Origin of the sequence: Phenylobacterium sp. LjRoot219 (assembly GCF_964252995.1) — a bacterium.
Classification (GTDB): Bacteria; Pseudomonadota; Alphaproteobacteria; order Caulobacterales; family Caulobacteraceae; genus Phenylobacterium.
Window position 1 is genome coordinate 2,638,418 of sequence record NZ_CAXUQI020000001.1, and the last position, 24,637, is coordinate 2,663,054.

General features: G+C 70.8%; 21 protein-coding genes. 10 read left to right on the forward strand and 11 right to left on the reverse strand.

The window, feature by feature from the left end; all coding sequences use genetic code 11:
• Positions 1-72 precede the first annotated feature (72 nt).
• Complete coding sequence (locus ACSQ14_RS12940; RefSeq protein ID WP_436013355.1) at positions 73-729, reverse strand: HAD family hydrolase; 657 nt, start codon at positions 727-729, stop codon at positions 73-75.
• 160 nt (positions 730-889) lie between these two features.
• Between ACSQ14_RS12940 and aepX the strand changes: the two genes are divergently transcribed.
• The 5 genes from aepX to ACSQ14_RS12965 all read left to right on the forward strand — a co-directional run bounded on the left by aepX (position 890) and on the right by ACSQ14_RS12965 (position 6,093).
• Entirely contained in the window at positions 890-2,191 is a 1,302-nt protein-coding gene (gene aepX / locus ACSQ14_RS12945; protein WP_436013357.1) for a phosphoenolpyruvate mutase, read from the forward strand.
• The gene (gene aepY, locus ACSQ14_RS12950) at positions 2,191-3,327 is read left to right on the forward strand and encodes a phosphonopyruvate decarboxylase (protein WP_436013359.1); all 1,137 of its coding nucleotides are present in this window, start codon (positions 2,191-2,193) and stop codon (positions 3,325-3,327) included. Before aepX ends, aepY begins: the two co-directional genes overlap by 1 nt.
• On the forward strand, positions 3,324-4,325 hold the full coding sequence (locus ACSQ14_RS12955; protein ID WP_436013361.1) for a hypothetical protein: 1,002 nt from the start codon (positions 3,324-3,326) through the stop codon (positions 4,323-4,325). Before aepY ends, ACSQ14_RS12955 begins: the two co-directional genes overlap by 4 nt.
• Positions 4,322-4,738 carry an adenylyltransferase/cytidyltransferase family protein gene (locus tag ACSQ14_RS12960; RefSeq protein WP_436013363.1) on the forward strand — a complete coding sequence of 139 codons (417 nt, stop codon included), beginning with the start codon at positions 4,322-4,324 and terminating at the stop codon, positions 4,736-4,738. The genes ACSQ14_RS12955 and ACSQ14_RS12960 overlap by 4 nt, the downstream gene beginning before the upstream one ends.
• Before the next feature lie 209 nt (positions 4,739-4,947).
• A complete protein-coding gene (locus ACSQ14_RS12965) occupies positions 4,948-6,093 on the forward strand; it encodes an SDR family oxidoreductase (RefSeq protein WP_436013365.1) in 1,146 nt (381 codons plus the stop codon).
• A 3-nt stretch (positions 6,094-6,096) separates the two neighbouring features.
• Here the strand turns inward: ACSQ14_RS12965 and ACSQ14_RS12970 are convergent, their stop codons facing one another.
• From ACSQ14_RS12970 to ACSQ14_RS12985, 4 genes are all read right to left on the reverse strand, one after another.
• The gene (locus ACSQ14_RS12970) at positions 6,097-7,194 is read right to left on the reverse strand and encodes a fatty acid desaturase (protein ID WP_436013367.1); all 1,098 of its coding nucleotides are present in this window, start codon (positions 7,192-7,194) and stop codon (positions 6,097-6,099) included.
• A 96-nt stretch (positions 7,195-7,290) separates the two neighbouring features.
• Positions 7,291-9,357 (reverse strand): PQQ-dependent dehydrogenase, methanol/ethanol family, encoded by a 2,067-nt coding sequence (locus ACSQ14_RS12975; RefSeq protein WP_436013369.1) that lies wholly within the window; start codon positions 9,355-9,357, stop codon positions 7,291-7,293.
• 119 nt (positions 9,358-9,476) lie between these two features.
• Entirely contained in the window at positions 9,477-11,063 is a 1,587-nt protein-coding gene (locus tag ACSQ14_RS12980) for an ATP-binding protein (protein WP_436013371.1), read from the reverse strand.
• Between the two features lie 80 nt (positions 11,064-11,143).
• A complete protein-coding gene (locus ACSQ14_RS12985) occupies positions 11,144-12,820 on the reverse strand; it encodes an MFS transporter (RefSeq protein WP_436013373.1) in 1,677 nt (558 codons plus the stop codon).
• Between the two features lie 282 nt (positions 12,821-13,102).
• Here ACSQ14_RS12985 and ACSQ14_RS12990 point away from each other — a divergent pair, with 282 nt between their 5' ends.
• The 5 genes from ACSQ14_RS12990 to ACSQ14_RS13010 all read left to right on the forward strand — a co-directional run bounded on the left by ACSQ14_RS12990 (position 13,103) and on the right by ACSQ14_RS13010 (position 17,354).
• Positions 13,103-13,981 (forward strand): SDR family NAD(P)-dependent oxidoreductase, encoded by an 879-nt coding sequence (locus ACSQ14_RS12990; RefSeq protein ID WP_436013375.1) that lies wholly within the window; start codon positions 13,103-13,105, stop codon positions 13,979-13,981.
• 117 nt (positions 13,982-14,098) lie between these two features.
• On the forward strand, positions 14,099-15,304 hold the full coding sequence (locus ACSQ14_RS12995) for an ROK family protein (protein WP_436013377.1): 1,206 nt from the start codon (positions 14,099-14,101) through the stop codon (positions 15,302-15,304).
• A gap of 83 nt (positions 15,305-15,387) precedes the next feature.
• Positions 15,388-15,591 carry a hypothetical protein gene (locus tag ACSQ14_RS13000; protein WP_436013379.1) on the forward strand — a complete coding sequence of 68 codons (204 nt, stop codon included), beginning with the start codon at positions 15,388-15,390 and terminating at the stop codon, positions 15,589-15,591.
• 20 nt (positions 15,592-15,611) lie between these two features.
• A complete protein-coding gene (locus ACSQ14_RS13005; RefSeq protein WP_436013381.1) occupies positions 15,612-16,796 on the forward strand; it encodes a patatin-like phospholipase family protein in 1,185 nt (394 codons plus the stop codon).
• A 96-nt stretch (positions 16,797-16,892) separates the two neighbouring features.
• Positions 16,893-17,354: a glycine zipper 2TM domain-containing protein gene (locus tag ACSQ14_RS13010; RefSeq protein ID WP_436013383.1), complete on the forward strand. Its 462-nt coding sequence runs from the start codon at positions 16,893-16,895 to the stop codon at positions 17,352-17,354.
• 57 nt (positions 17,355-17,411) lie between these two features.
• Here ACSQ14_RS13010 and ACSQ14_RS13015 read toward each other — a convergent pair whose 3' ends face one another.
• From ACSQ14_RS13015 to ACSQ14_RS13040, 6 genes are all read right to left on the reverse strand, one after another.
• Positions 17,412-18,842 (reverse strand): basic amino acid/polyamine antiporter, encoded by a 1,431-nt coding sequence (locus tag ACSQ14_RS13015; RefSeq protein ID WP_436013385.1) that lies wholly within the window; start codon positions 18,840-18,842, stop codon positions 17,412-17,414.
• Positions 18,843-18,911: 69 nt separating this feature from the next.
• Positions 18,912-19,784, reverse strand: coding sequence for a hypothetical protein (locus ACSQ14_RS13020; RefSeq protein WP_436013387.1), 873 nt, complete (start codon positions 19,782-19,784; stop codon positions 18,912-18,914).
• Between the two features lie 7 nt (positions 19,785-19,791).
• Complete coding sequence (locus ACSQ14_RS13025; RefSeq protein ID WP_436013389.1) at positions 19,792-21,039, reverse strand: arginine deiminase; 1,248 nt, start codon at positions 21,037-21,039, stop codon at positions 19,792-19,794.
• A gap of 13 nt (positions 21,040-21,052) precedes the next feature.
• On the reverse strand, positions 21,053-22,477 hold the full coding sequence (locus tag ACSQ14_RS13030) for a basic amino acid/polyamine antiporter (protein ID WP_436013391.1): 1,425 nt from the start codon (positions 22,475-22,477) through the stop codon (positions 21,053-21,055).
• A gap of 144 nt (positions 22,478-22,621) precedes the next feature.
• A complete protein-coding gene (locus ACSQ14_RS13035; RefSeq protein WP_436013393.1) occupies positions 22,622-23,575 on the reverse strand; it encodes a DUF5996 family protein in 954 nt (317 codons plus the stop codon).
• A 69-nt stretch (positions 23,576-23,644) separates the two neighbouring features.
• A complete protein-coding gene (locus ACSQ14_RS13040; protein WP_436013395.1) occupies positions 23,645-24,589 on the reverse strand; it encodes a S1C family serine protease in 945 nt (314 codons plus the stop codon).
• Between the last annotated feature and the right edge of the window lie 48 nt (positions 24,590-24,637).

Genomic DNA, 24,637 nt, shown 5'->3' on the forward strand with positions numbered 1-24,637 from the left:
CGGGCGCTCGCCTGCGTCGCCGTGTGCTTGGACCCCGGACAGCCGCCAAAGCGGCTTCCGGGATGACAGATCTCACCACTGCCGCACCGGCCAGCCGCGGGCCGCGGCCATCTGGGCCAGTTCGCGGGTCGGGCAGACCGCCACCGGATGGCGCGCCAGCGCCAGCAGCGGGCCGTCGAGGTCCTGGTCGCCGTAGGCCGCGTGCAGCTCCCACTGGCCAAAGGCCTCGGCGGCGTAGCTCTGCAGCCGGAGGACCTTCTCCCCGCCCATCACGCTGGCCCCGACCAACTGGCCGGAGAACCGCCCGTCCACCGGCGGGGCGACCTCGGTGGCGACATAGCCGTCGAGCCCAAGATGCTCGGCCAGCCGCGAGATGATCGGCGACGGGGCGGCCGAGACCAGCAGGATGCGGCAGCCTGCGGCCCGCAGGCGGTCGATCTCGGCGAGCGCGCCCGGGCGGAGGTTCGGCGCCAGCGCCTCGCTCACGAAGGTCGCCAGCACCTCGTCGATCCAGGCCTGCGGCGCGCCGGCGAGCGAGCCGATCACCGTGCGCTGGGCCTTCGCCTGGTCGAACGGCACGCCCAGCCGCATCAGCGCGTACCACCAGAGCACCCGCGCCATCAGCCCCGCGCCGGCGATCCGCCGGCGGACCAGCATCTTGGCGAAATAGACCTGGCTCTGGCCGCGCAGGATGGTGCCGTCGACGTCGAAGGCGGCGACGCGGGTCACGGAGATCGCAGCGGCCGGCGAAAGCATAGCCGCAGATGCGTGATGAGCGGGTTCGGTTGTCAACGCGGTCGTCAGGTTGGAATGCGGCGAAAGGGCGCCGCGGCAAAATGCCGAACGACGTTAAATTGTCCCTTAAGGCCGACTCAACGATAGTCCGCCGATGCGCCCAACCGTCTACATCGGCATGACCGCCGACATCCTGCACCATGGGCACACGAACATTATCGCCCATGCGCGACAGTTCGGCGACGTCACCATCGGCCTGCTCACCGACGCCGCAGTCGCCGGCCACAAGCGTCTGCCGCTGTTGAAGTGGGAGCATCGCCGCCAGGTGCTGGAGAACATCAGCGGCGTCACCCGCGTCGTCGCCCAGGAAAGCTGGGACTACACGCCGAACCTGCAGCGCTACAAACCCGACTTCATGGTGCACGGCAGCGACTGGCTGCAGGGCCCGCTGGCGCCCTATCGCGACCGGGCGCTCGCCGCGCTCGCCGCCTATGGCGGCAAGCTGATCGAAGTCCCCTACACCGAGGGCGTCTCCTCCACCGAGATGGCCCACCGCCAGCAGGCGCTCGGCACCACGCCGGACCTGCGCCGCGCGACCCTGCGCCGGCTGCTCGCCGCCAAGCCGATCTCCCGCTTCATCGAGGCGCACAGTCCGATCTCGGCGCTGATCGCCGAGCACGCGCGGCAGCAGGCCGACGACCAGGTCCGCGAGTTCGACGGCTTCTGGTCGAGCTCGCTGACCGACTCCACGGTGCGCGGCAAGCCGGACATCGAGGCGCTGGAGATCAACAGCCGGCTGACCGGGATCAACGAGATCTTCGACGTCACCACCAAGCCGCTGATCATGGACGCCGACACCGGCGGCAAGCCCGAGCACTTCGAGCTGAACGTCCGCAGCATGGAGCGGCTGGGGATCTCGGCGACGATCATCGAGGACAAGACCGGGCTGAAGAAGAACTCGCTGTTCGGCAACGACGTCGTGCAGACCCAGGAGGACGTCGAGGTTTTCTGCGACAAGATCCGCGCCGGCCGCGCCGCGCGGGTCGGCGACGACTTCATGGTCATCGCCCGGATCGAAAGCCTGATCCTGGACCGCGGCCTGAGCGACGCCATGGCCCGCGCCGAGGCCTACGCCGCGGCCGGGGCGGACGCGATCATGATCCACAGCCGCCAGAAGAGTCCGGACGAGATCTTTGAATTCGCCGGCGTTTTCCGCCAGAGCTTCAACACCCTGCCGCTGGTCGCGGTGCCGACCAGCTACAACCACGTCGGCGAAGCGGAGCTGGCCGAGCGCGGCTTCAACATCGTGATCTACGCCAACCAGCTGATGCGCGCGGCCTATCCGGCGATGCGCCGGGTGGCCAACGAGATCCTGCGCCACGGCCGCTCGCTGGAGGTCGATCGCGAGCTGATCAGCATCAACGACGTGCTCGAGCTGATCCCGGGCACCCGCTGATGATCGTCCCGGCCGACTTCCTCCGCGCGCTGGCGGACAACGGCGTGAGCTTCGCCGCCGGCGTGCCGGACTCGCTGCTGAAGGACATCTGCGCGGCGATCACCGACAGCTTCCCGGCCGAGCGTCACGTCATCGCCGCCAACGAAGGCGCCGCCGTCGGTCTGGCGATCGGCCACCACCTGGCGACCGGCCGTCCGGCGCTGGTCTACATGCAGAATTCCGGGCTCGGGAACGCGGTCAACCCGCTCGCCTCCCTGGCCGCACCGGAGATCTACGGAGTGCCGATGGTGCTGATGATCGGCTGGCGCGGCGAGATCGCCGCCGACGGCCGCCAGCTGAAGGACGAGCCGCAGCACGTGCTGCAGGGCCAGGTCACCCTGCCCCAGCTGGAGCTGCTGGGCATCGCCCACCGCGTCGTCGACGCCGCGAGCGATCCGGCCGAGGCCGTCCGCTGGGCGGCGTCCGAGGCGCTGGCGACGTCGCGGCCGGTCGCCCTGGTGGTCCGCAAGGGCGCCTTCGCCGGCTACGCGCTGCCGGCGCGGCGGCAAGCCTCGCCCCACACCCGCGAGGCGGCGATCGCCGCCGTGGCCGGCGCCCTGCCCGCCGACGCCGCCGTGGTCGCCACCACCGGCATGGCCTCGCGCGAACTATTCGAGCTGCGCAAGCGCGACGGCGCCGGCCACGACAGCGACTTCCTGACGGTCGGCGGCATGGGCCACGCCGCCTCGATCGCCGCCGGGCTGGCCCTGGCGCAGCCCGAACGCCCGGTGGTCTGCCTCGACGGCGACGGGGCGATCCTGATGCACCTGGGCGCGCTGACCGAAAGCGCGCTGCGGCCGAACCTGCTGCATGTGGTGCTGAACAACGAGGCCCACGACTCCGTCGGCGGCCAGCCCACCGCCGCCGGCCGGCTCGACCTGCTGACGCTGGCCCAGGCCTGCGGCTATCGCCACATCGCGCGCGCCGAGCCCGCCGAGGCCGGCGCCGCCATCGCCGACCTGCTGGCGGCCGACGGCGCGGGCTTCCTGGAGATCCGCTGCGGGCGCGGCGCGCGGCCGGACCTCGGTCGCCCGGACCGCACGCCGGCCGAGAACAAGCGCGACGTGATGGCCTTCCTGCAGGAGACCGCGCGATGAGCGGCGAGACCACCGTCCAGGCGCTGGTCGCCGCGCGCAACGCCGCCAAGCCGCTGTTCACCGCCGGCCCGGCCAGCCTGTTAGCTGAGAACCTCACCGGCCTGCGCCCCTGCTTCGGCCGCGGCGACGCCGACTACGCCGCCGTCGAGGCCGACGTGCTCGCCCGGCTGCTGAAAATGAGCGGCCACCGCCAGATCGCCCGCATGCAGGGCGCCTCGAGCCTGGCGCTGGAGATCATGGCGCTGAACTTCCTCGAGGGCCGGGTGCTGGTGGTGGGCTCCGGCTACTACTCCGACCGGCTGCTGTGGCTGGCGCAGTCCTGCGCCCGGCGCGACCGCCACGTGACCGAGGTGGTGCTGGTCGACCACGCCGAGCTGGCCGACGCCCCCGGCCGCTTCGACTGGGTGTTCGCCTGCTCGACCGAGACCAGCTGCGCCCTGCGGCTGCCGATCGCCGATCTCGCCGCCCAGGCCAGGCGGCTCGGTGCGCGGCTGATGCTCGACGCCACCGCCTCGATCGGCCTGGAAGGCGACCACGAGCTGGCCGAGGTGATCGCCTACAGCTCCTGCAAAGGCCTGTTCGGCCTGACCGGCGCCAGCTTCGTCGCCTTCAACGACGCGCCCGGCCACGGGGTGGATTCCTTCTACCTGGATCTCGCCTCGCACCTCGAGAAGCGGATGACCGGGCCCTATCACGCGATCGCCTCCCTGGCCGAGGTGCTGCCCCGGCACGACCAGTTCCGCGAGGCCGTGGTGGTCAACAAGGCGCGCTTCAGCCGGCAGATGGCGGCCCACCTGACCCTGCCGCCCGAGCGCCAGCCGCTGCTCTGCACCCACGTCGCCTGTGACGTCGAGGCGCGCGACCCGAATGCGGTGCTCTACCGCCCGCGCTCCAACCTGCCGGGCAGCGTCGTCTGCCACCTCGGCGAGGCCCACCTCGGCCAGGCGGCGCGCGGCGACATCCTCGACGCCCTGCTGCTGCCGGAGCCCCAGCCATGAGCGCGCCGCTGCGGGTGATGGTCGACATGTCGGCCACCCTGATCCACCACGGCCACGTGCGGCTGCTGAAGACGGCCAAGGAGCTGGGCTACGTCATCGTCGCCCTGACCACCGACGACGAGGTCATCGCCAAGAAGGGCTACACGCCGGAGCTTTCCTTCGAGCACCGCAAGGAGGTGCTTGAGGCGCTGCGCTACGTCGACGAGGTCGTGCCCTGCAACTGGCTGCTCGACGACGCCTTCCTCGACGCCCACCGGATCGACCTGCTGGTGCACGGCCACGACAACAGCAACGACGTGCGCGCTGAGCGCCTGGCCATCCTGCCGCGCACCCCGGGCATCAGCAGCTCGCTGCTGCGCGCCCGCGTGCTCGACGCCGTCGCCAGCCAGCTGAAGCGCGACAAGGCGGAATAGGGCCGCGCGAAAACCTCGCGGACCGAAGAATATCGCAGAAAACACAACCTCCAGGCGCACAGCCTCGGACTGTGAACCCGGGACGCGCGCAAAGGAAAACCTAACGTTTTCCTGCGACAAGCTTAGCTGTTGCGTTTCTCGACCTGATGCGATTGTCTCGCGGTCGCCGCTTTCAACCTAAAGTCTTGATGAGTCCTAGAGCCAAAAGCATGCGACGCATTTTCGTCACAGGCGTGACCGGCGCCATCGGCTCGCAGCTCGTCCCCCGGCTGATCGCCCGGGGCTGGCATGTCGTCTGCGCCGTGCGGCCCAAGGCGGGCCGCAGCGCCGCCGAGCGGCTGGTCGAGGAGTTCGGCCCGCTGGCCAGCCAGATGACGGCGGTCGGCGGCGATATCCGCGAGCCGATGCTGGGCGTGACCCCGCGCGAGATCGCCGCGCTGCGCGGCAACATCTCGGTCGCGCTGCACTGCGCCGCCTCGGTCTCGTTCGACGCCGACGTCGCCGACGACACCTGGACGACCAATCTCGAAGGCGCCCGCAACTTCCTCGACCTGGTCGAGGCGCTGGGGCTCGACCAGGCGCACCAGGTCAGCACGGCCTATGTCGCCGGCGACGCGCCCGAGTTCCTGGAAACCGACTACGACCGCGGCGCGGCCCGGAACCCCTATGAGGCGAGCAAGCGCGCCGCCGAGGCGCTGTTCCGCGAGCGCTTCCCCAACGCCTATTCGATCTACCGGCCGAGCATCGTCGTCGGCGACAGCCAGACCGGCTTCACCCGCGCCTTCGACGGCTACTACGGGATCTGCAAGGCCTGGAACCGGATCATGCGGCTGTTCGCCGGACGGACGGACTTGCCGGAGGGCATCCGCCGCGACGGCGAGCGCCTCTATCTGCCGCTGACGCTGCGCGGCCGCCCGGAGGCGACGCTCAATCTGGTGCCGGTCGACTGGGTCACCGAGATGATGGCCCGGCTGCTGGAGCTGCCGGCGACCGGCCAGTGCTACCACCTCGCCCACAACGCCCCGGCCAACCTGGGGATGGTGATGGCGGTCAGCGCCGCCCAACTCGGCATCGACGGCGCCAAGCTGACGCCCGAGCCGCCGGAAGCGCCCTCGCGCGGGGTGCAGGTGATGCAACGCCGGCTCGACGGCCACCTCGAACGCTACACCTGCTACATCAACGGCGAGGCGATCTTCGGACATAGCGCGGTCCAGGCGGCCCTCGGCGAGGCCTATACGCCGCCGCCGCTGGTCGATCCGGACGCCCTGCGGCGCATGCTCGATTACGCCGTGTCGGTGGACTTCGAGGGCCAGCCGGAGCCCGCGTCGCGGCGCGAGTTCGCCCGCGCTGGCTAGGCTTCAGACGCCCGGCTTCGGCCGGGCGGTCACCCGCCCCTGAAAGTCGCGCCAGCAGCCGGCCGCCGGATCGTAGAGCTTGCAGGCGCGCGAGACGGCGCCCACTGACCGCGCCGAGATCCCCAGGCTCAGCACCTCGGGGAAAGTCCGGCGCAGCCGCTGCTGGGCGGCGGCCAGGTGGTACATCGGGATCGCCGGGAGCGCGTGGTGCGCATTATGCTGCATGATGTGGTTGTCGATGCTGTCGAGCAGGCCCGGCATCCGCGCCTCGACCGTGCCGGCGATCGCCGCGCCGTGGACGCTCCAGTCCTCCGGGCGCGCCACCCAGCCGATCTGTGGGTGGGTGTGGTGCATGTAGATCACCAGGCCCATCAGCCAGTTCCAGACCAGGAACGGGACCAGCCAGCCGAGGGCCAGGCTCAGCTGCCACGGCCGCTCGGGCGCCAGCCGCGCGCCGAGCGCGACGACGCCCCAGATCAGCAGGGCCTGGGCTACGAGCACGAACAGGCTGTCGGCGGCGTGGCGGCGCCACTCGCCGCGCGTCTCCGGCGCGATCGGCAGCAGGTTCTTCTTCCACCACATCTCGATCAGATAGTAGGGCAGATGCCCGGCCGGGCTGCGGTAGAGGCGATAGAGCGCCCGTCGCCAGGGCTTCGCCCGCCGGTACTGCTCCGGCGACATCGGCGCCCAGACGTAGTCCTGTCCCAGCAGGTTGGTGAAGCCGTGATGGATGCGGTTATGCCCGACGTCCCAGAGGCTGGCCGCGTGGGCCGACGGGATGAAGGCCAGCCGCGCGATCAGCCCGTTCAGCCAGCGGTGCGGCGTCAGCGCCTGGTGCGAGGCGTCATGGCCGACGGTGAACACCACGCCGATCGCCAGCCCCGCCGCCGCCGCGAAGCCGAGGCTGAGCGGCCAGGGAAACGGCGCGAGCGCCAGCGCCGTCAGCAGCAGCCAGGCGGCGAACTCCGGGACGAACCAGGCCAGCGCCTTCGCCGTCGAGCGCGCCGTCAGCGCCCGGCGCGCCTCGGCGTCGAGGAACCGGGCGACTGCGCCCTGCTCCGCCGCGCGGCGCGCCGTTCCAACGTCGCTGGATGCCGTCATTCCCCTACCCAAGACCCGCTGCCCAGTCTTAGGGGCGGCCACGCCGGCTAATAGTCCGCTAACGGAACGAGCAACCGGCGACCAAGGGTCGCTCGGTCACCGCGCCGCAACCGTCCTGCCGCCCTGCTTGCCGATCGCCTCGCGGGCGCCGGCGCGGATGTAGGCGTAGAGCTGCACCATCTGCTCGGGCGTCAGGTCGGCGAACTGCGGCATGCCCCGCTGCAGCAGCGCGCCGTCGCGCACGACGGTCCAGAACATCTCCGGATCGAGCGCGATCTGCGACTCGCGCAGATCCGGAGCCGGCCCGCCGGCGCCGACCAGATCGCGGCCGTGGCAGGTGGCGCAGCGCATGAACAGCTGCTGGCCTGCCGCCACGTCCTCGGGACGGATCTTGAGCGTCGGGTCGTCGAGCGCTCGCACGGTCATGTCGCGCGGCTGCGTCGTCGGCAGCTGCTGCCGGCCGTCGAGCGCGAAGACCAGCAGCCGGCGGGGCGCGCCCCACTTCCAGCCGACGTTCATCACGTCGCTGCCGATCGCCGCCGAGGCGCCGTAGCCGACCAGCACGGCGACATACTGCCGGCCGTCCACCGCATAGCTCATCGGCGCGGCGATCACGCCGTGGCCGGCGTCGAAGCGCCAGAGCCGCTTGCCGGTGCCGGCATGGTAGGCCGAGACGTAGCCGTCCGCCGCGCCCTGGAACACCAGGTCGCCGCCGGTGGACAGCACGCCGCCGTTCCACAGGGTGTCCAGCGGGACCTTCCAGCGCGCCTTCTGGGCGATCGGGTCCCACGCCAGCAGCGCGCCCTTGCCGTCCATCGGATCGGCTGGCGTCGAGCCGGTCGACAACGCGGCCATCGAGACGTCGCCCTGGCGCGGCCTGGCCGTCGCGACGCGCTCGCCGTTTTGCATGTAGGGGATGTAGACCAGCCCGGTCCGCGGGCTGAACGACATCGACTGCCAGCCGTGGGCGCCCGTCGGGCTCGGCCAGGTCACCGCGTCGCCGGCCGCGTCGCGGAGGTTCGACGCCTCCACCGGCCGGCCGGTCTCCAGATCGATACGCTCGGCCCAGGTCGCCTTGCCGATCTTCTCGGCCGAGATCAGCCGCCCGGTATGACGGTCCAGCACATAGAAGAAGCCGTTCTTCGGCGCCTGCATCAGCACCTTGCGCGGCTGGCCGTCGATCGTCAGGTCGGCCAGCGTCATCTGCTGGGTGCAGTCGAAGTCCCAGGAGTCCCTGGGATTGACCTGATAATGCCAGACGTACCGCCCGGTGTCGGCGTCCAGCGCGACGATCGAGGCGGTGTAGAGGCTGTCGCCGGCGCCCGGGCTGCGCGCCTCAGCGTCGTAGGGCGCGGCGTTGGCGGTGCCGACATAGATGCGGTTGAGCTCGGGATCGAAGGTGAAGTTGTCCCAGGCCGCGCCGCCAGTGCCGGTCTTCCAGTATTCGCCGCTCCAGGTCGCCGCCGCCAACTCCATGGCCGGATCGCCGCGGTTCTCCTCCGGACTGCCCGGCGCGGTGTAGAAGCGCCAGGCCTGCTTGCCGGTGGCCTGATCGTAGGCGGTGACGTAGCCGCGCGCGCCGAAGTCCGCGCCGCCGTGGCCGATGATCACCTTGCCGTTGAACACCCGCGGGGCGCCGGTGATCGTCTGCCCGCCGTCGCGCGGCGTCGTCTCGACGCTCCACAGCAGCTTGCCCTTCTTGGCGTCGAGCGCGAACAACCGACCGTCGTAGGCCGCGGAGAAGACCCGTCCGCCGGCGTAGGCGACCCCGCGATTGGCCGCGAAGCCGAAGCGCATCTTCGCCGGATTGTGCTTCCAGGTCTTCGGATCATGGCTCCACAGCAGCCGGCCGGTGACGCCGTCCATCGCGTAGACCGCGCCGTAGGCGCCGGTGAAGTAGAGCACCCCGTCGATCGCCAGCGGGGTCGCCTCCAGGCTGGCCTCGCCGGGCAGGTCGTGCCACCAGGTCAGCCCCAGCCGGCCGACGGTCTTGGTGTTGATCGCGGCCAGCCGGCTGTAGGCGCTCTCGTCCGCGCCGGCGTTGTGGCTGGCCCAGTTCTCGGCGCCGCCGACGGTTCCCGGGGCCGACGGCGTGACCTTGGCGACCTGGGCGTCGCAAGCGGACAACAGCAGCAGGCCGACGGCCGCAAGTCGCGCAACCAACCGGCCCGGGGCTGCCCCCGCGCGAATGGTTCGCGGACTGTCCGCTGTCGACATCACGCCCCTCCCGGGAGTTCGCGTAACAGTGTTGGCGAAAAGCCGCGCGCCCGACAAGCGCCGCGCTACGGAACCTCGTCGAGCACCCGGACGACCGCCGCGACCAGGCTGGCGGCGGTGACCGGCTTGGCCAAATGCAGGTCCGCGCCGGCGGCCTGCGCCTCTTCGGTGTGCTGCCGCATGGCGTTGGCGCTGAGCATGATGATCGGCGTGCGCGCGCGCTCGGGCGCCGCGGCCTCGAGCCGGCGGATCGCCCGGGTCGCCGCCAGCCCGTCCATGCCCGGCATCTGCATGTCCATCAGCACCAGATCGACCGGCCCGGCGGTAAAGGCGCTGACCGCGTCGACGCCGGTCTCGACCGTAGTGAGGATCGCCCCGAGCGGCTCGAGGATCAGCTCGACGACCCGCTGATTGATCGGGTGGTCCTCGGCCAGCAGAACCCGCAACGCCTCCAGCGGCGCGCCCTCGCCGGCGCCCAGCGGCGCTAGCGGCGCGGGCGCCGCGCGATCGTAGTCCGCCAGGGTCCGGCAGCGCGGCAGCGGCAGCCGGATCTCGAAGGTGCTGCCGTGGCCCGGGCGCGACGTCGCCGCGATCTGGCCGTCCATCATCTCCACCAGGGCGTGGCAGATCGACAGGCCGAGCCCCGTGCCGCCGAACCGGCGGGTGATCGTCTCGTCGGCCTGGCTGAACCGCTGGAAGAGCTTGGCGGCGAACGCGTCGTCGAAGCCGACGCCGGTGTCCTGCACCTGCAGCCGCAGCTCGGCCGGCCCGCCGTCGCCGGGATCGCGCACGTCCACCGCGACCCGCACCTCGCCCGCCGCGGTGAACTTCAGCGCGTTCGACAGCAGGTTGCCGAGCACCTGCTTGATGCGCACGACGTCGCCGAGGAACTCGCCACGCGCGGTCGCGCCGTAGCTCACCGGCAGCCGCAGGCCCTTCTCGTCGGCGCGCAGCCGGAACAGCTCCAGCGGCTTGTCGAACTCGACCCGCAGGTCGAACGGCCGGACTTCGATCTCGAGCTTGCCGGCCTCGATCTTGGAGAAGTCGAGCACGTCGGAGACGACGCGTTCGAGGGTCGAGCCGGAGGTCAGGATCAGCTCGACCATCTCGCGCTGCGCCGGGGCGAGTTCGGTCTGGGCGAGCGCGGCGGCGACGCCGATCACGCCGTTCAGCGGCGTGCGGATCTCGTGGCTCATGTTGGCGAGGAAGTCGCTCTTGGCCCGGTTCGCCGCCTCCGCCGAGACCCGCGCGGCGGCCATCTCGGCCTCGATCGCCAGCCGCTCGGTGACGTCGCGGGCGACGCCGTAGACCAGGTCGCCGTCGCGCCGGGCGCGCCATTCGAGGTGGCGATAGCCGCCGTCGCGACAGCGGTAGCGGTTGATGAAGCCCGAGACGTCCCGTTCCGTCTCCATCCGCTTCATGTGGCCGTGGCTGGCCGGCACGTCGTCGGGATGGATGAAGGACAGCATCAACTGGCCTTCCAGCTCCTCGGTCCGGTAGCCGAGCATGGTCTCCCAGGCCTTGTTGACCTTGACGATCCGGAAGTCGCTGTCGCGGATCACCAGCAGGTCGAGGGAGACCGCGAAGAAGGTCGCGAAGTCGGGCGCCGCGCCGTCCGTCTCGCTCGAGCGACCTTCAGGGGGGCGAGACATCGAATCGCGACTCCAATCGACGCGAAACTGTGCCTGCGCCCCGATAGCAGAAGGTTAAGCCTGTTCTCCCTCGCCCCGCATCATGGGGGATAAGTGAGCATCGGCTCGTTGCTGCCCAAATCGGGGGTGTCGGCTCGCCAGCGGACCGAGCCGAACGGACGCTCCAGCTTGCGGCGGACGGCCGTGGTGCTGCCGCCGCGGACCAGGGCGGTGGCGTTCTCCTGCAGCGCCCGGTCGGAGTGGGTGAACCGGCTGCGCAGCCGCAGATAGTCGCCCCAGGTCGGGCACAAGTAGCGCTCCGTCCAGAGCGCCGGATCGGCGATGTCGCGCGACAGCGACCAGTCGAACGCGCCGTTGCGCTGGCGCGCCCGCTGCAGCTTCTGCATCGCGTCGTAGAACTGCCGCGCCAGGGCCAGGTCGACCTCGTAGTCGACCTCGATCACCACCGGGCCGCTGCGCGGGGTGATCGCCATGGCGACCTCCGGTTCGTTGCTCAGCTCGAAGGGCTCGGTTTCGTCGACGTCGACGCTCGGCATCGGCAGGAAGCGGCCGATCAGCGGCGACAGGATCAGCGCGCCGCCGGAGATCATCAGCGCCTCGTCGACGCCATAGTCGGCGGCCGTGCGCCCCCAGATCCAGGCCCCGACCGCCATCCCGCCGGTCAGCGCCGACATGTACCAGGACAGCGCCCGCGCGGTGACCCAGCGCGGCGCGGAGAGCTGCACGCCGAGGTTCAGCATCGCCGCCAGCAGCATCCAGGCGGCGCCGGCGATCGTCATGGCCGCCGCGGTCAGGATGGTGTGGTGGCTGAGCCCCATGACGACCACCATCAGGCCCGAGATGATGGCGAACACGCTGACCGCCTGCTCCATCCCCATGCGCTCGCGCACCTTGGGGATCGCCAGCGCGCCGGCGACCGCGCCGGCCCCGTAGACCCCCAGCAGCAGGCCGTAGGTGCCGGCGCTGCCGTGGAGCAGGTCGCGGGCGACGATCGGCGTCAGCGCCGCGACCGAGGCGCCGGTCAGGCCGTAGACCAGCGAGCGGACCAGCACGGTGCGGATCGCCGGCGAGTGAATGACGTAGCGCGCGCCGGAGACGATCGCCCGGTCCATCCGCTCCGGCGGCAGCCGGGCCGGCGCCGGTTCGCGGCGCCAGAAGTAGAAGGCGGCGAACAGCGGCAGATAGCAGACGGTGTTCACCCCGAACGCCGCCTCCGCTCCGGCCACCAGGACGATGACCCCGCCGATCGCCGGACCGAAGCTGCGCGCGACGTTGTAGCTGATCGAACCCAGCGCCACGGCGGCCGGCAGCTGCTCCGCCGAGACCTGCTCGCGCACCGAGGCCTGCCAGGCCGGGCCGTAGAGCGCGACGCCGACGCCAATCAGCGAGCAGAAGCCCAGCAGCAGCCACGGCGTGGTCAGGCCGAACAGCGCCAACGCGCTCAGCGCCGCCGAACAGACGATCGCGAACGCCAGGCCGGTGAGCGCGACCTTGCGCCGATCGAACATGTCGGCGATCGCGCCCGCCGGCACGGAGACCAGCATCAGCGGCAGCATCAGCGCCGTCTGCACCAGCGCCACCATCTCCGGCGAATCGGCGATGTGGGTCATCTCCCACGCCGCCCCGACGCCCAGGATGAGCGCGCCGAAGTTCGACAGCATGCTGGTCGACCAGATGTTGCGGAAGGTCCGCTCCCGGAGCGGTTCGAGCGGACCCCAGCTGCGCGTCGGCTGTGGCACGCCCTGCGCTTCCGCCATGTCTTTCCTTCCCTTCCGGCCCCTGCCGCGCATCGGCCCGTGGCGCACAGCGGCGCCGACCGGGTCACACGGCCCATCGGGCTCGCGTGCATGACGCGGAAGCCCGGCCCGAGCAAGGTCCGCTGCGTCCGGGCGCTCTGTCAATCGCCGCGGGCGCTCGCCGTTCCCCGCCGACCGGCCGCATTTTCGCTGGCGCGGTCGCTGGCGATCGGCCAGTAATGAAACGTATTGGGCGTCAATAAGTCGAGCTGCCGGGCGGCCGGCGGACCAGGGAGATCGAGGATGGCGGCGGAAGCGCGGACGCGGGTCGCGGTGGTCACGGGCGCGAGCTCGGGCATCGGCAAGGAAGCGGCCAAGGCGCTGGTGGCCGCCGGCTGGCGGGTCATCGGCCTGGGTCGCGATCCGCAGCGCAGCGCCGAGGCCGAGGCGGAGATCCGCGCGGCCGCGCCGGGCGCCGAGGTCGAGATGATTCTCGCCGACCTCTCGCTGATGGCCGGCGCCGCGCGGGCGGCGAAGGCGATCGCCGCCCGCACCGACCGCCTCGACGTGCTGCTGAACAACGCTGGCGGCGTCGGCAAGGAACGGGTGGTGACAGCCGAGGGCAACGAGGCGACCTTCGCCGGCAACCACCTCGGCCCCTTCCTGCTGACCCAGCGCCTGCTGCCGCTGCTGCAGGCAGCCGCCGCCGATCAGCCGGCCGGCGCGGTGCGGGTGGTCAACACCTCCTCCAGCGGCCACCTGGGCAGCCCGGGCTTCGACTGGTCGAACCTGCAGATGCTCGAGAATTTCCAGACGGCGCCGGCCTACATGAACGCCAAGCTGGCCAATGTGCTGTTCACCCGCGCGCTGGCGAAGCGCGTCGCGCCCTACGGGGTGGTGGCGCACGCCATGCACCCCGGCATCGTCGACAGCAACTTCGCCAGCCACGGCGATCAGGCGATGCAGAGCTATCTAGCGTCGAAGAAGGACGTGGCCTTCACGCCGGCGCAGGGCGCCGACACCCTGGTCTGGCTAGCGACGGCGGCCGAGCCCGGCCAGTCGACCGGCGGCTATTTCCACCAGCGCGCGCCCGACACCGTCAGCGCCCAGGGCCAGGACGACGAGGCCGCCGAACGGCTCTGGACCGAGAGCGAAGCGCTGATCGCCCGCATCCCGGCCTGAGGCTTCGCTGCGCCGCCGCCGTCCGGCCGCCTAAGCGGCTGGCGGCGCAGCGAGCCCCGCCCTATCCTGCCGGCCTAGTAGATGACGCCGGCAGAGCTGCGCGGCGGGACAGGCCGGATGCGGATCAGCGATCAGGAATACAACCGGCTGCGGGTGCTGAAGGCGATCCGTCGAAACGAGCCCGTGTCGCGAACCGAACTGGCGCAGCTCACCGGCCTGGCCGGCGGCACCATCACCGAAGTCGTCGGCGAGCTGGTGCGCCGCAACGTCCTGGTGGAAGAGAAGGTCACCACCAACCGGATGGGACGGCCGCGCATCGCGCTGCGGCTGAACCCCGAAGCCGCCTTCGTGGTCTCCGCCACCCTGCCGGTGGGCGGCTCCGTGGCGGTGGAGATCGCCAATGCGCGCGGCGACACCCTGTTCCGGAAGTCGGTGCCCTTCGGCAAGGCCGAGACCATCGAGGCGCTGATCGAGGGCGTCGGCGCTGGCATCGAGCAGACGATCGCCGCCGGACCGATCCCGAAGGCGGCGATCCACAGCGTCGGCGTCGCCCTGCCGGCGATCGTCGACGGCGAGGCCGGCGTGCTGCACTGGCTGGCCACCTATCCGGTGCGCCCGGTGCCGGTGGCGGCGCTGCTGCAGGACCGCCTTCAGCTGCCGGTCGTGGTCGACAACGGCACCAACATCGTCGCCCGGGCGGAGCATTGGTTCGGCGCCGACCGCGAACTCGAGGACTTCACCCTGGTCCTCTACAACGCCTGGATCGGCCTGGCGCAGTACGTCGATGGGCTGCTCTGGAGCGGCGGCCGCAACCTCAACGCCGAGCTGGCGCATGTGAAGCTCGGCCTGACCGGCGGCCGGCCGTGCATGTGCGGCGGCCAGGACTGCCTGGCGACCCACGCCAGCCTTTTCAGCATCGTCCGGGAGATCTGCGACCTGCGCGGCCTGGCGGACCCGGCGATCGACCGCGTCGAGGCGACGGCGACGATCTTCGCCCGGGAGGCCCTGGCCGGCGACGCCGTGGCGCATGAAGTCTTCAGCCGCGCCGGCCGTCTGCTGGGCGTGGCGCTGGCCAACCACATCAACGTCGCGAACCCCGCCCGCATTCTCATCCTCACCACCTCGCCGGAGATCCCCGAGCTCATGGACCCGCAGCTGCAGGCGGCGCTGCGCGAGAGCGCCTTCCCCGTGCTGCTCGACCTAACGCAAGTGCAGTGGAAGGTGCGCCCGACGATCAGCTACGCCGAAGGCGCCGCAGCCTTGGTGCTCGAGCAGCTCTATCGCCTGCCCGGCCGCGCCGAGGCCGCCGCGCTCGCCAGTTGAACGCGCCCCAGGAACCGCTCGCTCGCGAACGCGGTTTCTAGCTGATCGGGGCGGTGACGCTCCGCTTCTGGCGGGAGTCGATGATGGACGCTGCACGACCCGGAGCCGGACCCCTCCTCGCCAAATACCTCCTCGGGCTGCTCTGCCTGCTGGTCGGTCTCGCGGTGATCCTGGTCGGCGTCTTTAACCGCGCCCACCTGGCCACGGTGATCGGCTTCGGCCTCGCCGCGCTCGGCATCCTGCTGATCACCCTGAAGATCATCGCCCGCAACCGACCGCCGCACTGACGCCGACGCGGAGCCGGGTGATGCGGCCCCTGCGTTTCGCGGCCCTGGTTCTGGCGCTTCAGCTCTGCCTGTCGGCCTGCGCGACGACCTTTCGCCTGCCCGCCGTGCCGGTCGGCCAGACCGCCCGCGCCCAGCCGCTAATCCCCAATGTGCGCTACTGGCCGGACCGCGACACCGACGCCCTGCTGCGCGCCGCGGCGGCGTCGGTCGAACGGGAACGGGCCTGGATGGCGCGCACTGGGCAGACGACCGCGTCGCCGGTCGCCTTCCTGGCGATCTCCGGCGGCGGCGACGCCGGAGCTTTCGGCGCCGGGCTTCTGGTCGGCTGGACCCAGCGCGGCGACCGCCCGGCGTTTCGCGCCGTCACCGGGATCAGCACCGGCGCCCTGAGCGCGCCGTTCGCCTTCCTCGGCCCGCGCTACGACGCCTCCCTGCGCGAAACCTACACCGAGGTCTCGCGCGACGACATTCTCAGGCGGCGCTTCATCACCGCGGCCATCTTCGACGACGCCATGGCCGACTCCCAGCCGCTGGCCGGGCTGATCAAGCGCTACATCACCCAGCCGGTGCTGGACGACATCGCCGCCGAGTACGCCAAGGGCCGGCTGCTGTTCGTCGGCACCACCGACCTGGATTCCCGCGAGCCGGTGATCTGGGACATGACCGCGATCGCGGCCAGCAAGGATCCCCACGCGCTCGCGCTGTTCCGCAAGGTGATCCTGGCCTCCGCCTCGATCCCCGGCGTGTTCCCGCCGGTGATGATCGACGTGACCGTCGACGGCCGGCGCTATCAGGAGATGCACGTCGACGGCGGGACGACGCAGCAGGTGTTCATGTACCCGTCCTCCTTCCAGCTGCGGGAGGTCGCGCTGAAGGACCGACCGCGGACCATCTACGTGATCCGCAACAGCCGGCTGGACCCCGACTGGGCCAGCGTCGACCGACGCACGCTGAGCATCGCCGGCCGCTCGGTGTCGGCGCTGATCCACACCCAGGGCCTGGGCGACCTGACGCAGATCTTCCTGCTGACCCAGCGCGACGGCGTGAAGTTCAACCTCGCCTTCATCCCCGCCGACTTCGACGCGCCCCGCGAGCACGACTTCGACACCAACTACATGCGGCAGTTGTTCGAGCGCGGGCGGCAGATGGGGCTGGACGGCTCGGCCTGGCGCAACATCCCGCCGGAATATCCCACGCTGCGTTGATCGGGATTTGAGGTTCGCCTCAGGGCTGCTGGGGTCTTCACCCGATACCCGTGGCGGGCGGTCCACTGTTTCCTCCCGGCGAATGGAGGATCTCTCATGCGATCATCACTCACAGTCCTGGCGTTTTCGATCTGCGTCGTCGGCGTCGCCGGCTGCACCCCACAGCCCTCGCCGACCTCCTTCTCCCGCAACGAGGCGATGACGCCGCAAACGGTGCAGTTCGGCCAGGTGACCGGCGTGCGCAACGTCGAGATCCGTCCCGGCCAGACCCGGCTCGGCATGGTGACCGGCGCGACCCTCGGCGCGATCGGCGGCAGCCAAATCGGCGGCGACACGGCCTCGAACGTCGCCGCAGGCGTCGGCGGCGCGGTGGTCGGCGGCGCCATCGGCAGCGCGGTCCAGGGGTCGCAGACCCAACGCGCCATCGAAGTGACGGTGACCCTGCAGGAAACCGGCCAGGCCGTCGCCGTCGTGCAGCCGGGCGACATCCGCGACTTCCGGATGGGCGACCAGGTCCGCGTGGTCGGCAGCGCCGAGAACACCCGCGTCGTCCGCTGACGCGCCGGGACGGCCGGGCGTCTCGCCCGGCCTGATCCCGGCCCCCGCCGGACCCGATCAGATCACGATGCCGCCAGACGCCAGGCCGTAAACGCCGACGACAGCGCCCAGCGCGACGGCAGCGACCAGTCCCCACTCGGCGAGCGTGAACACCGGCTTCTTCTGCTCGCGCATCGCCAGGACGAAGAGGATCGTCACCGGCAGGTAGAGCAAGGCCGACAGCAGTAGGAACTTCGTCCCGCCGGCCACCAGCATCAGGCAGGCGTAGGCGGTGGCGAGGGCTGCGCGGACCAGGTCGCCCCGGCGGCTCCGCGGATCGTCGGCGTAGGTCTCGCCGGTCCAGCCCAGGCGGACCGCGTAGGCCGCGACCAGCAGATAGGGGATCAGGGTCATGGCCCCGGTCATCTTCAGCGCCATGGTGAACCCCTCCTCGGCGAACCAGGAGAGCAGCAGGAAGACCTGAATGACGAGGTTGCTCAGCCACAGCGCCGCGGCCGGCGCGCCAGCGGCGTTCTCCCGGCTGAGCACGGCGGGCATCACCCCGTCCTTCGCGGCCGCGTGCACCACCTCGGCCGCCAGCAGCGACCAGGACAGGTAGTTGCCGAGCACCGAGATCAGCAGGCCGACGCTGACGAACACCCCGCCCCAGGGCCCGACCACGTGCGACATCACCCCGGCCATCGACGGGGCGGGAAGCGCCGCCAGGTCCGACTGCGGCATGACCCCGTAGGAGGCGATGGTGACCAGCACCAGCAGGCAGAGCACGGTCAGGAAGCCGAGCACGGTGGCGACGCCGACGTCCTTGCGGCGCATCGCATAGCGCGAATAGACGCTGGCGCCTTCGATGCCGACGAAGACGAAGACCGTCACCAGCATGGTGGCGCGCACCTGGCTGGCCACCGCCCCGACGCTCGGCGCCTCGCCGCCCCAGAGGTTGCCCACGAAGATGTCGGCCTGGAAGGCGGCGACGATGACGATCACGAACAGGCCGATCGGGATGATCTTCGCATAGGTGGCGATGGCGTTGAGCGTCGCGGCGTTCTTCACCCCGCGCAGCACCAGCACGTGCACCGCCCACACCAGCAGCGAGGCGCCAAGGATGGCGACCGGCGTGGTGCCGTCCCCGAAGATCGGGAAGAACTGGCCAAGCGTCGCCTTGATCAGGATCAGGCAGGCGGTGTCGGCGAAGCATGCGCCGATCCAGTAGCCGGCCGCGGCGACGAAGCCGACGTAGGAGCCGAAGCCCGCCCGGGCGTAGGCGAAGATGCCGGCGTCGAGGTCCGGGCGGCGCTGCGCCAGGTTCTGGAAGGCGAAGGCCAGCATCAACATGCCGGAGCCAGCGATGACCCAGGCGATCATCGCGCCCACGCCGCCGGTCGCGCGCCCGAACGCCCCCGGCAGCGCGAAGATGCCGGACCCGATCATCGAGCCGATCACCAGCGCGGTCAGCGCGCGAAGCGAGAGCTTCTGCTCCGTCGACGCGGCCATGGCGAACCCTTCCCTGTGCAGCTGGAACACTGACGAACGCACTGCGCCGCGCCGGCCGCCGGCAGGCGCTCAGAACCGTTTGCCGAGCTCGAAGACCAGGTCGAGCGCGGTGAAGCGCGAACTCTTGCGGTTGGAGAAGCTATTGAGGACCGCCGCCTCCCAGCCCAAGGACCAGCCCCGGGCCAGCTCCCGCTCGGCGATCAGCACCAGCGCCGCGACCGTGTCGTTGCGGTTGCTGTTGGCCCCGCCGTTGAAGTCGGAGAAGGCGAGATCGCCCTCGACGGTGATGTCGTAGCCGAGCTGCGGCTCCGGCAGGGTGTAGGCCAGCGTCGTCGTCAGCCGCGTGCGGCGCAGCTCCGGCACGTCGGCGTCCTGGTACTCGGCGGCGACGTCGGCGTTCATCCCGCCGCGGCTGAGGCTGTAGGTCAGGTTGCTGATCAGCAGCCGGAAGGCCTGGTCGGAGAAGTCGTTGTCGAACACCCCCAGCAGCACCGCCTCGGCGATCAGCCGCCCCGGCCCCAGCGGGTGCTCGGCGAAGACGAACCCCTCCAGTCGCCCCTCGCCGAACGCGTCGTCGTAGTCGCCGGTGTAGAGGTCGGCGTCGATCAGCGCTCCGCCGCCGAGGTCCCAGCCGGCCAGCGTCACCGGCGTGACGTCGACGCCGAACCCCGGCGTCAGATAGCCGGTGTCGATCGCGTCGAAGCGACTGGCCCCGGCGTTGGTCGCATAGGTCCCGGCGAGCGACAGCTCGAAGGTGACCGGCCGGCCCTGGGCGGCCTCCTTCGTCGGCAACTGGTAGACGCCGTGCGGCAGCCGGTGCAGCACGTCGCGGGTGTCGTAGTTGGCGCTGGGATCGCGCGCCTGCGCCAGGGCCGCGCCGCCGCCCGCGGCGAGCAGGATCGCCGCGAACGCGCCGGCCGCCAGCTCATGCCGCCGCGCCATGGCCGACCTAGAAGTCCACGGCGTCGCGCTGGATCGGGCAGGTCATGCAGTGCCCCCCGCCCCGCCCGCGGCCGAGTTCGGAGCCGGAGATGGTGATCACCTCGATGCCGGCCTTGCGCAGCAGGGTGTTGGCGTAGGTGTTGCGGTCGTAGGCGAAGACCACGCCCGGCGAGGCGCAGACCAGGTTGGCGCCGCTGTCCCACTGGGTGCGCTCGCGCATGTAGGCCGTGCTGCCGGTCTCGACGACGCGCATCTGCTTGACGCCGAGCGCCTCGCCGACGGTGTCGACCAGCGAACTCTCGTCCTTGCGCAGGTCCAGCTCGCCCGGCTTCTTCCCCGGCCGGTAAGAATAGGCGTGGATCTGGTCGACGATGTCCGGGTGCACCAGCACGCAGTCGCGGTCGGCGAAGGTGAACACCGTGTCGAGGTGCATCGCCGCGCGCAGCTTGGGCATGGCCGCGACGATCACCCGTTCGGCGGCGCCGGCCGCGAACAGCTTGGCGGCGACCTGGCCGATCGCCTGGCGCGAGCTGCGCTCGCTCATGCCGATCAGCACATTGCCCTTGCCGATCGGCATGACGTCGCCGCCCTCAAGCGTCGCCAGACCCCAGTCCTCGGTGGGGTCGCCCCACCAGACCTTCACCTTGCCGGCGAAGTCGGGGTGGAATTTGTAGATCGCCGTGGTGAGGATCGTCTCCTCGTGACGCGCCGGCCAGTAGAGCGGATTGAGCGTCACGCCGCCGTAGATCCAGCAGGTCGTGTCGCGGGTGTAGAGGGTGTTGGGCAGCGGCGGCAGCAGGTATTCGGCGACGCCGGCCGCCTCGTGGATCAGCTGCAGTTTCGTGCCGCCGATCTCGACCGGAAACTCCTCGGTCGACAGACCGCCGATCAGGGTCTCGGCCAGTTCGCGGTCCGGCAGGCCGTCGAGGTAGCTGCGGACCTCGCTCAGCAGCTCAGGCCCGATCTGGTTGGCGACCACCTGGTTGTCGAGGATCCACTTGCGCGCCTCGGGGATGCCGACGGTGGTGGCCAGCAGGTTGTGCATCTCGACCACCTCGACGCCGCGGTCGCGCATCTTCTGCATGAAGTCGAAATGGTCACGCTTGGCGACCTCTACCCACAGCACGTCGTCGAACAGCAGCGCGTCGCAGTTGCTGGGCGTCAGCCGCTGATGGGCGCGGCCCGGCGCGCAGACCATCACCTTGCGCAGTTGCCCGACCTCGGAATGGACGCCGTACTCGCTCGCGGCCGTCATGGCTTCTCTCCCGTCAGATTGTGATGGCCCCGGTGAACAGGCTGTAGACGCCGTAGAGCGCGGCGATCACGGCGACCGCCAGCAGGCCCCAGTCGACCGGGCCGAACACCCGGCGGCCCTGTTCACGCCGCGCCCAGATGTAGAGGAGCGTGCCCGGCGCGTAGAGCAACGCCGACAGGACCAGGAACTTCACGCCGCCGGCGAAGATCATGAACAGGGTGTAGGCCGAGGCGATCGCCGCGAAGACCAGGTCGCGGGTCCGCTCCTGCGGACGCAATTCGTAGGTGACCCTTCGCTGGGCGAGCTGCAGGCCGAACGCCGCCACCAGCAGATAGGGGATCAGCGCCATCGCGCTGGTCAGGCTGAGCATCAGGTCGAAGGCGTTCTGCGACCAGTAGGTCGAGATGACGAACAGCTGGACGATGATGTTGGTCAGCCACAGCGCCGCGGCCGGCACCTGGTTCTTGTTCTCGGTGGCGAAGACCCGCGGCATGTCTTCGTTCTTGGCGGCGACGAACAGCACCTCGGCGGCGATCAGCGACCAGGCCAGATAGGCGCCGAGCACCGAGATCAGCAGGCCGATGCTGACGAACACCGCGCCCCAGTGGCCGACCACCGCCTCGAGCACCGCGGCCATCGACGGCTGGCGCATCTCGGCGATCTCGGCGCGCGGCAGCACCGCGTAGGGCAGCAGGGTCACCAGCACCATCAGCCCGGTCACCCCGATGAAGCCGATGATCGTCGCCGTGCCGACGTGCGACCGCTCCTGGGCGTAGCGCGAATAGACGCTGGCGCCCTCGATCCCGAGGAACACGAACACGGTGACCAGCATGGTGGCGCGCACCTGCTCGAACAGGCTGGTCTGCGGCATGCCGACGCCGCCCCAGAAGTTCTCGCGGAACAGGCCGGCTTTGAACGCGAATGCCAGGATGAGGATGAACACCACGATCGGGACGATCTTCGTCACCGTGACGATGGAGTTCACGAAGGCGGCGTTCTTCACGCCGCGCAGGATCAGGAAGTGGAACAGCCAGATGCCGATCGAGGCGACGACGATGGCGACCACCGTATTGCCGTCGCCGAACACCGGGAAGAAGGCGCCCAGCGTCGCCTTGATCAGCACCCAGTAGGAGACGTTGCCGATGCAGCTGCCGATCCAGTAGCCGAAGGCCGAGAGGAACCCGGGGTAGTCGCCGAAGCCCGCCTTGGCGTAGGCGAACACACCGGCGTCGAGGTCGGGCTTGCGCTCGGCCAGCGACTGGAACACCCGGGCCAGCATGTACATGCCGCCGCCGGCGATGCCCCAGGCGATCAGCGCCCCGACCGGCCCGGTCGCCGCCCCGAAGGTGCGCGGTAGGGAGAAGATGCCCGCCCCGACCATCGAGCCGACCACCATCGCGGTGAGCATCGGCAGCGACATCTTCTGCACCGACTGCATGCCCGCGCCTCCCTAGCGCTCTCGCGTTGGCGGCGGCATGCCCCGGTCCATTCCATCCGCGCCGGGAGGGTGAAGTCTGTCAGACGGCGCGCATATCCGGCGAAACCCCCAGGCACAGCCCCCGCGCGTACGCGGGAGGGGCCATTACCCGACCGGGCGCGGCCGCCCCGGCGTTCCTTCCGCGCACTCCAGCGCCGCGCGGTCCCAGCCGGCGAGGTCGGCGGCGGCCTCGTAGGTGGTCTGCAGGAAGGCGAGCAGGTCCGCGTCGGGGTCGGTCGCGGCCCGCACCGCGGCGTAGGGCAGCACGAACTCGCCCAGTTCCGGCTCGAACCGCGCGGCGGCGGGCGAGACCTTGGCGTCGGCGAAGCCGTCCGGCGTCGGATAGGCGTAGGAATAGAAGGCCGGCTCCGGCAGGCGCGGATCGCCCGGCCAGAAGCCGGCGCTGGAGACCTCGTGCGAATAGGCCTCGCGGGTGACCTCGTCCGGCAGGTTGGGCACGCCGCCTGGATGCAGCGGCGCGCGGCGCCCGGAGAAGCGGGTCAGGGCGAGATCCGCGCCGCCCCAGAAGAAGTGCAGCGGACTGCACTTGCCGAGGAAGCGGGTGCGGAAGCGGCCGAACACGCGGGCCATCTGCACGTACGCCAGCCACAGGTCGCGCGCCGCCTGCGGGTCATAGGCGCGGGAGGTCCGATCCTCCTCGAACGGCGTCGGGTCCGGCGTCTCGTTCGGGTGGGCGACGATGCGCGTCGGCGCGCCGAGCGCCGTCAGCGCGTCCATGACGTGGCGGTAGAAGCCGGCGACGGGGCCGGCGGTCAGCGGGATGCGCCGCTCTCGCCCCTCGGTGGTGCGGACGACAAGTTCCTGGGCCAGGAAGTCGAACTCCAGCTGCAACCCCATGCCGCCGCACGGGATCAAGGGCGTGATGAGCCCGCGCGCCGAAATATGCAGGGCGACGTGCCAGGAGTGATTGAGCCAGGGCAGCCGGGCGACGGCGACCTTGCCGACAATCTGGGTCCAGAGCAGCAGGGTCCCGGCGGTCGGCTGCAGTCGCGCATAGGGCAGCTCTGGCCAAGCGTTGCGCGTGTCGGTTCCGGTCATGACGGACGCCTCCGAAGAGTCGCCCCTCATACCCTCGCGGCGGCGCTGCGGTTCCGCCCAGCCGCGGTTTTAGTCGTCGCTCGCCGGCGTGAGCTGAAAGGTCTCGAGGCGTCCCTGGCGCAGCACCTCGACTTCGCTCGCACGGCCGGCGCGCTCGGCGGTCAGCATGCGATGCAGATCGTCGACGTTGGCGACCAGTTCGCCGTCGAAGCGCAACAGCAGGTCGCCCGCCCGCAGGCCGCCGGTCGCGGCGGCGCCGCCCGGCTGGACCTCGGCCACCAGCACCGCGCTGGCCGGCTGGCGCTTCAGCCGCGCCGCCAGCCGCGGATCCAGCGGCGTCGTCTGGCCCGACAGGCCGAGCCGCGAGCGGCGCACCCGCCCGTCGCGCATCAGCCGCGCGACCACGTCGACGGCGGTGTCGACGCCGATCGCAAAGCAGATGCCCTGGGCCCCGCCGATCATCGCGGTGTTGACGCCGACCACCCGGCCCTGCCCGTCGACCAGCGGGCCGCCGGAGTTGCCGGGGTTCAGCGGCGCGTCGGTCTGGATCACGCTCTCGATCAGCCGGCCGGACGCGCGCAGGGTGCGGCCGAGCGCGCTGACGATGCCGGCGGTGACCGTCGCCTGAAAGCCGAGCGGGTTGCCGATCGCCACCACCAGCTGGCCGACCCGCAAGGCCCGCGAACTGCCGAACAGCGCGTGCGGCAGTCCCGTCGCGGCCAGCCGCAGCACCGCCAGGTCGGTCGCCGGGTCGTCGCCGACCAGGCTCGCTTCGAAGCTGCGGCCGTCGGTCAGGCTGGCGGTCAGGCGCGAGGCGCCATGAACCACATGGCTGTTGGTGAGCAGATAGCCGTCGGGGGTGAACAGCACGCCCGAGCCGGTCCCGCTGCGGCCGCGGGCGTTGTGCGCGGTGATGTGAACGACGCTCGGCCCGACAGTCTCAAACGCGTGCGCGACACGTTCGCTGTAGGGATCGAGCGGCGGATTACTGATGTCAAAGCCGTCGAATGCCATGTTTCGGAAATGGGAAACGGGCCTTCTGCACACAAGGACGCGAGCCGG

Excerpts from the sequence above, each read along its gene's own strand:
- ACSQ14_RS12980 (WP_436013371.1), bottom strand. The coding sequence starts at position 11,063 with ATGTCTCGCCCCCCTGAAGGTCGCTCGAGCGAGACGGACGGCGCGGCG.
- ACSQ14_RS13035 (WP_436013393.1), bottom strand. The coding sequence starts at position 23,575 with ATGACCGGAACCGACACGCGCAACGCTTGGCCAGAGCTGCCCTATGCG.
- ACSQ14_RS13025 (WP_436013389.1), bottom strand. The coding sequence starts at position 21,039 with ATGACGGCCGCGAGCGAGTACGGCGTCCATTCCGAGGTCGGGCAACTG.
- ACSQ14_RS13005 (WP_436013381.1), top strand. The coding sequence starts at position 15,612 with ATGCGGCCCCTGCGTTTCGCGGCCCTGGTTCTGGCGCTTCAGCTCTGC.
- ACSQ14_RS13010 (WP_436013383.1), top strand. The coding sequence starts at position 16,893 with ATGCGATCATCACTCACAGTCCTGGCGTTTTCGATCTGCGTCGTCGGC.
- ACSQ14_RS13030 (WP_436013391.1), bottom strand. The coding sequence starts at position 22,477 with ATGCAGTCGGTGCAGAAGATGTCGCTGCCGATGCTCACCGCGATGGTG.
- aepY (WP_436013359.1), top strand. The coding sequence starts at position 2,191 with ATGATCGTCCCGGCCGACTTCCTCCGCGCGCTGGCGGACAACGGCGTG.
- ACSQ14_RS13015 (WP_436013385.1), bottom strand. The coding sequence starts at position 18,842 with ATGGCCGCGTCGACGGAGCAGAAGCTCTCGCTTCGCGCGCTGACCGCG.
- ACSQ14_RS12960 (WP_436013363.1), top strand. The coding sequence starts at position 4,322 with ATGAGCGCGCCGCTGCGGGTGATGGTCGACATGTCGGCCACCCTGATC.
- ACSQ14_RS12990 (WP_436013375.1), top strand. The coding sequence starts at position 13,103 with ATGGCGGCGGAAGCGCGGACGCGGGTCGCGGTGGTCACGGGCGCGAGC.
- ACSQ14_RS12995 (WP_436013377.1), top strand. The coding sequence starts at position 14,099 with ATGCGGATCAGCGATCAGGAATACAACCGGCTGCGGGTGCTGAAGGCG.
- aepX (WP_436013357.1), top strand. The coding sequence starts at position 890 with ATGCGCCCAACCGTCTACATCGGCATGACCGCCGACATCCTGCACCAT.
- ACSQ14_RS13020 (WP_436013387.1), bottom strand. The coding sequence starts at position 19,784 with ATGGCGCGGCGGCATGAGCTGGCGGCCGGCGCGTTCGCGGCGATCCTG.
- ACSQ14_RS13000 (WP_436013379.1), top strand. The coding sequence starts at position 15,388 with ATGGACGCTGCACGACCCGGAGCCGGACCCCTCCTCGCCAAATACCTC.
- ACSQ14_RS12965 (WP_436013365.1), top strand. The coding sequence starts at position 4,948 with ATGCGACGCATTTTCGTCACAGGCGTGACCGGCGCCATCGGCTCGCAG.
- ACSQ14_RS13040 (WP_436013395.1), bottom strand. The coding sequence starts at position 24,589 with ATGGCATTCGACGGCTTTGACATCAGTAATCCGCCGCTCGATCCCTAC.
- ACSQ14_RS12955 (WP_436013361.1), top strand. The coding sequence starts at position 3,324 with ATGAGCGGCGAGACCACCGTCCAGGCGCTGGTCGCCGCGCGCAACGCC.
- ACSQ14_RS12985 (WP_436013373.1), bottom strand. The coding sequence starts at position 12,820 with ATGGCGGAAGCGCAGGGCGTGCCACAGCCGACGCGCAGCTGGGGTCCG.
- ACSQ14_RS12970 (WP_436013367.1), bottom strand. The coding sequence starts at position 7,194 with ATGACGGCATCCAGCGACGTTGGAACGGCGCGCCGCGCGGCGGAGCAG.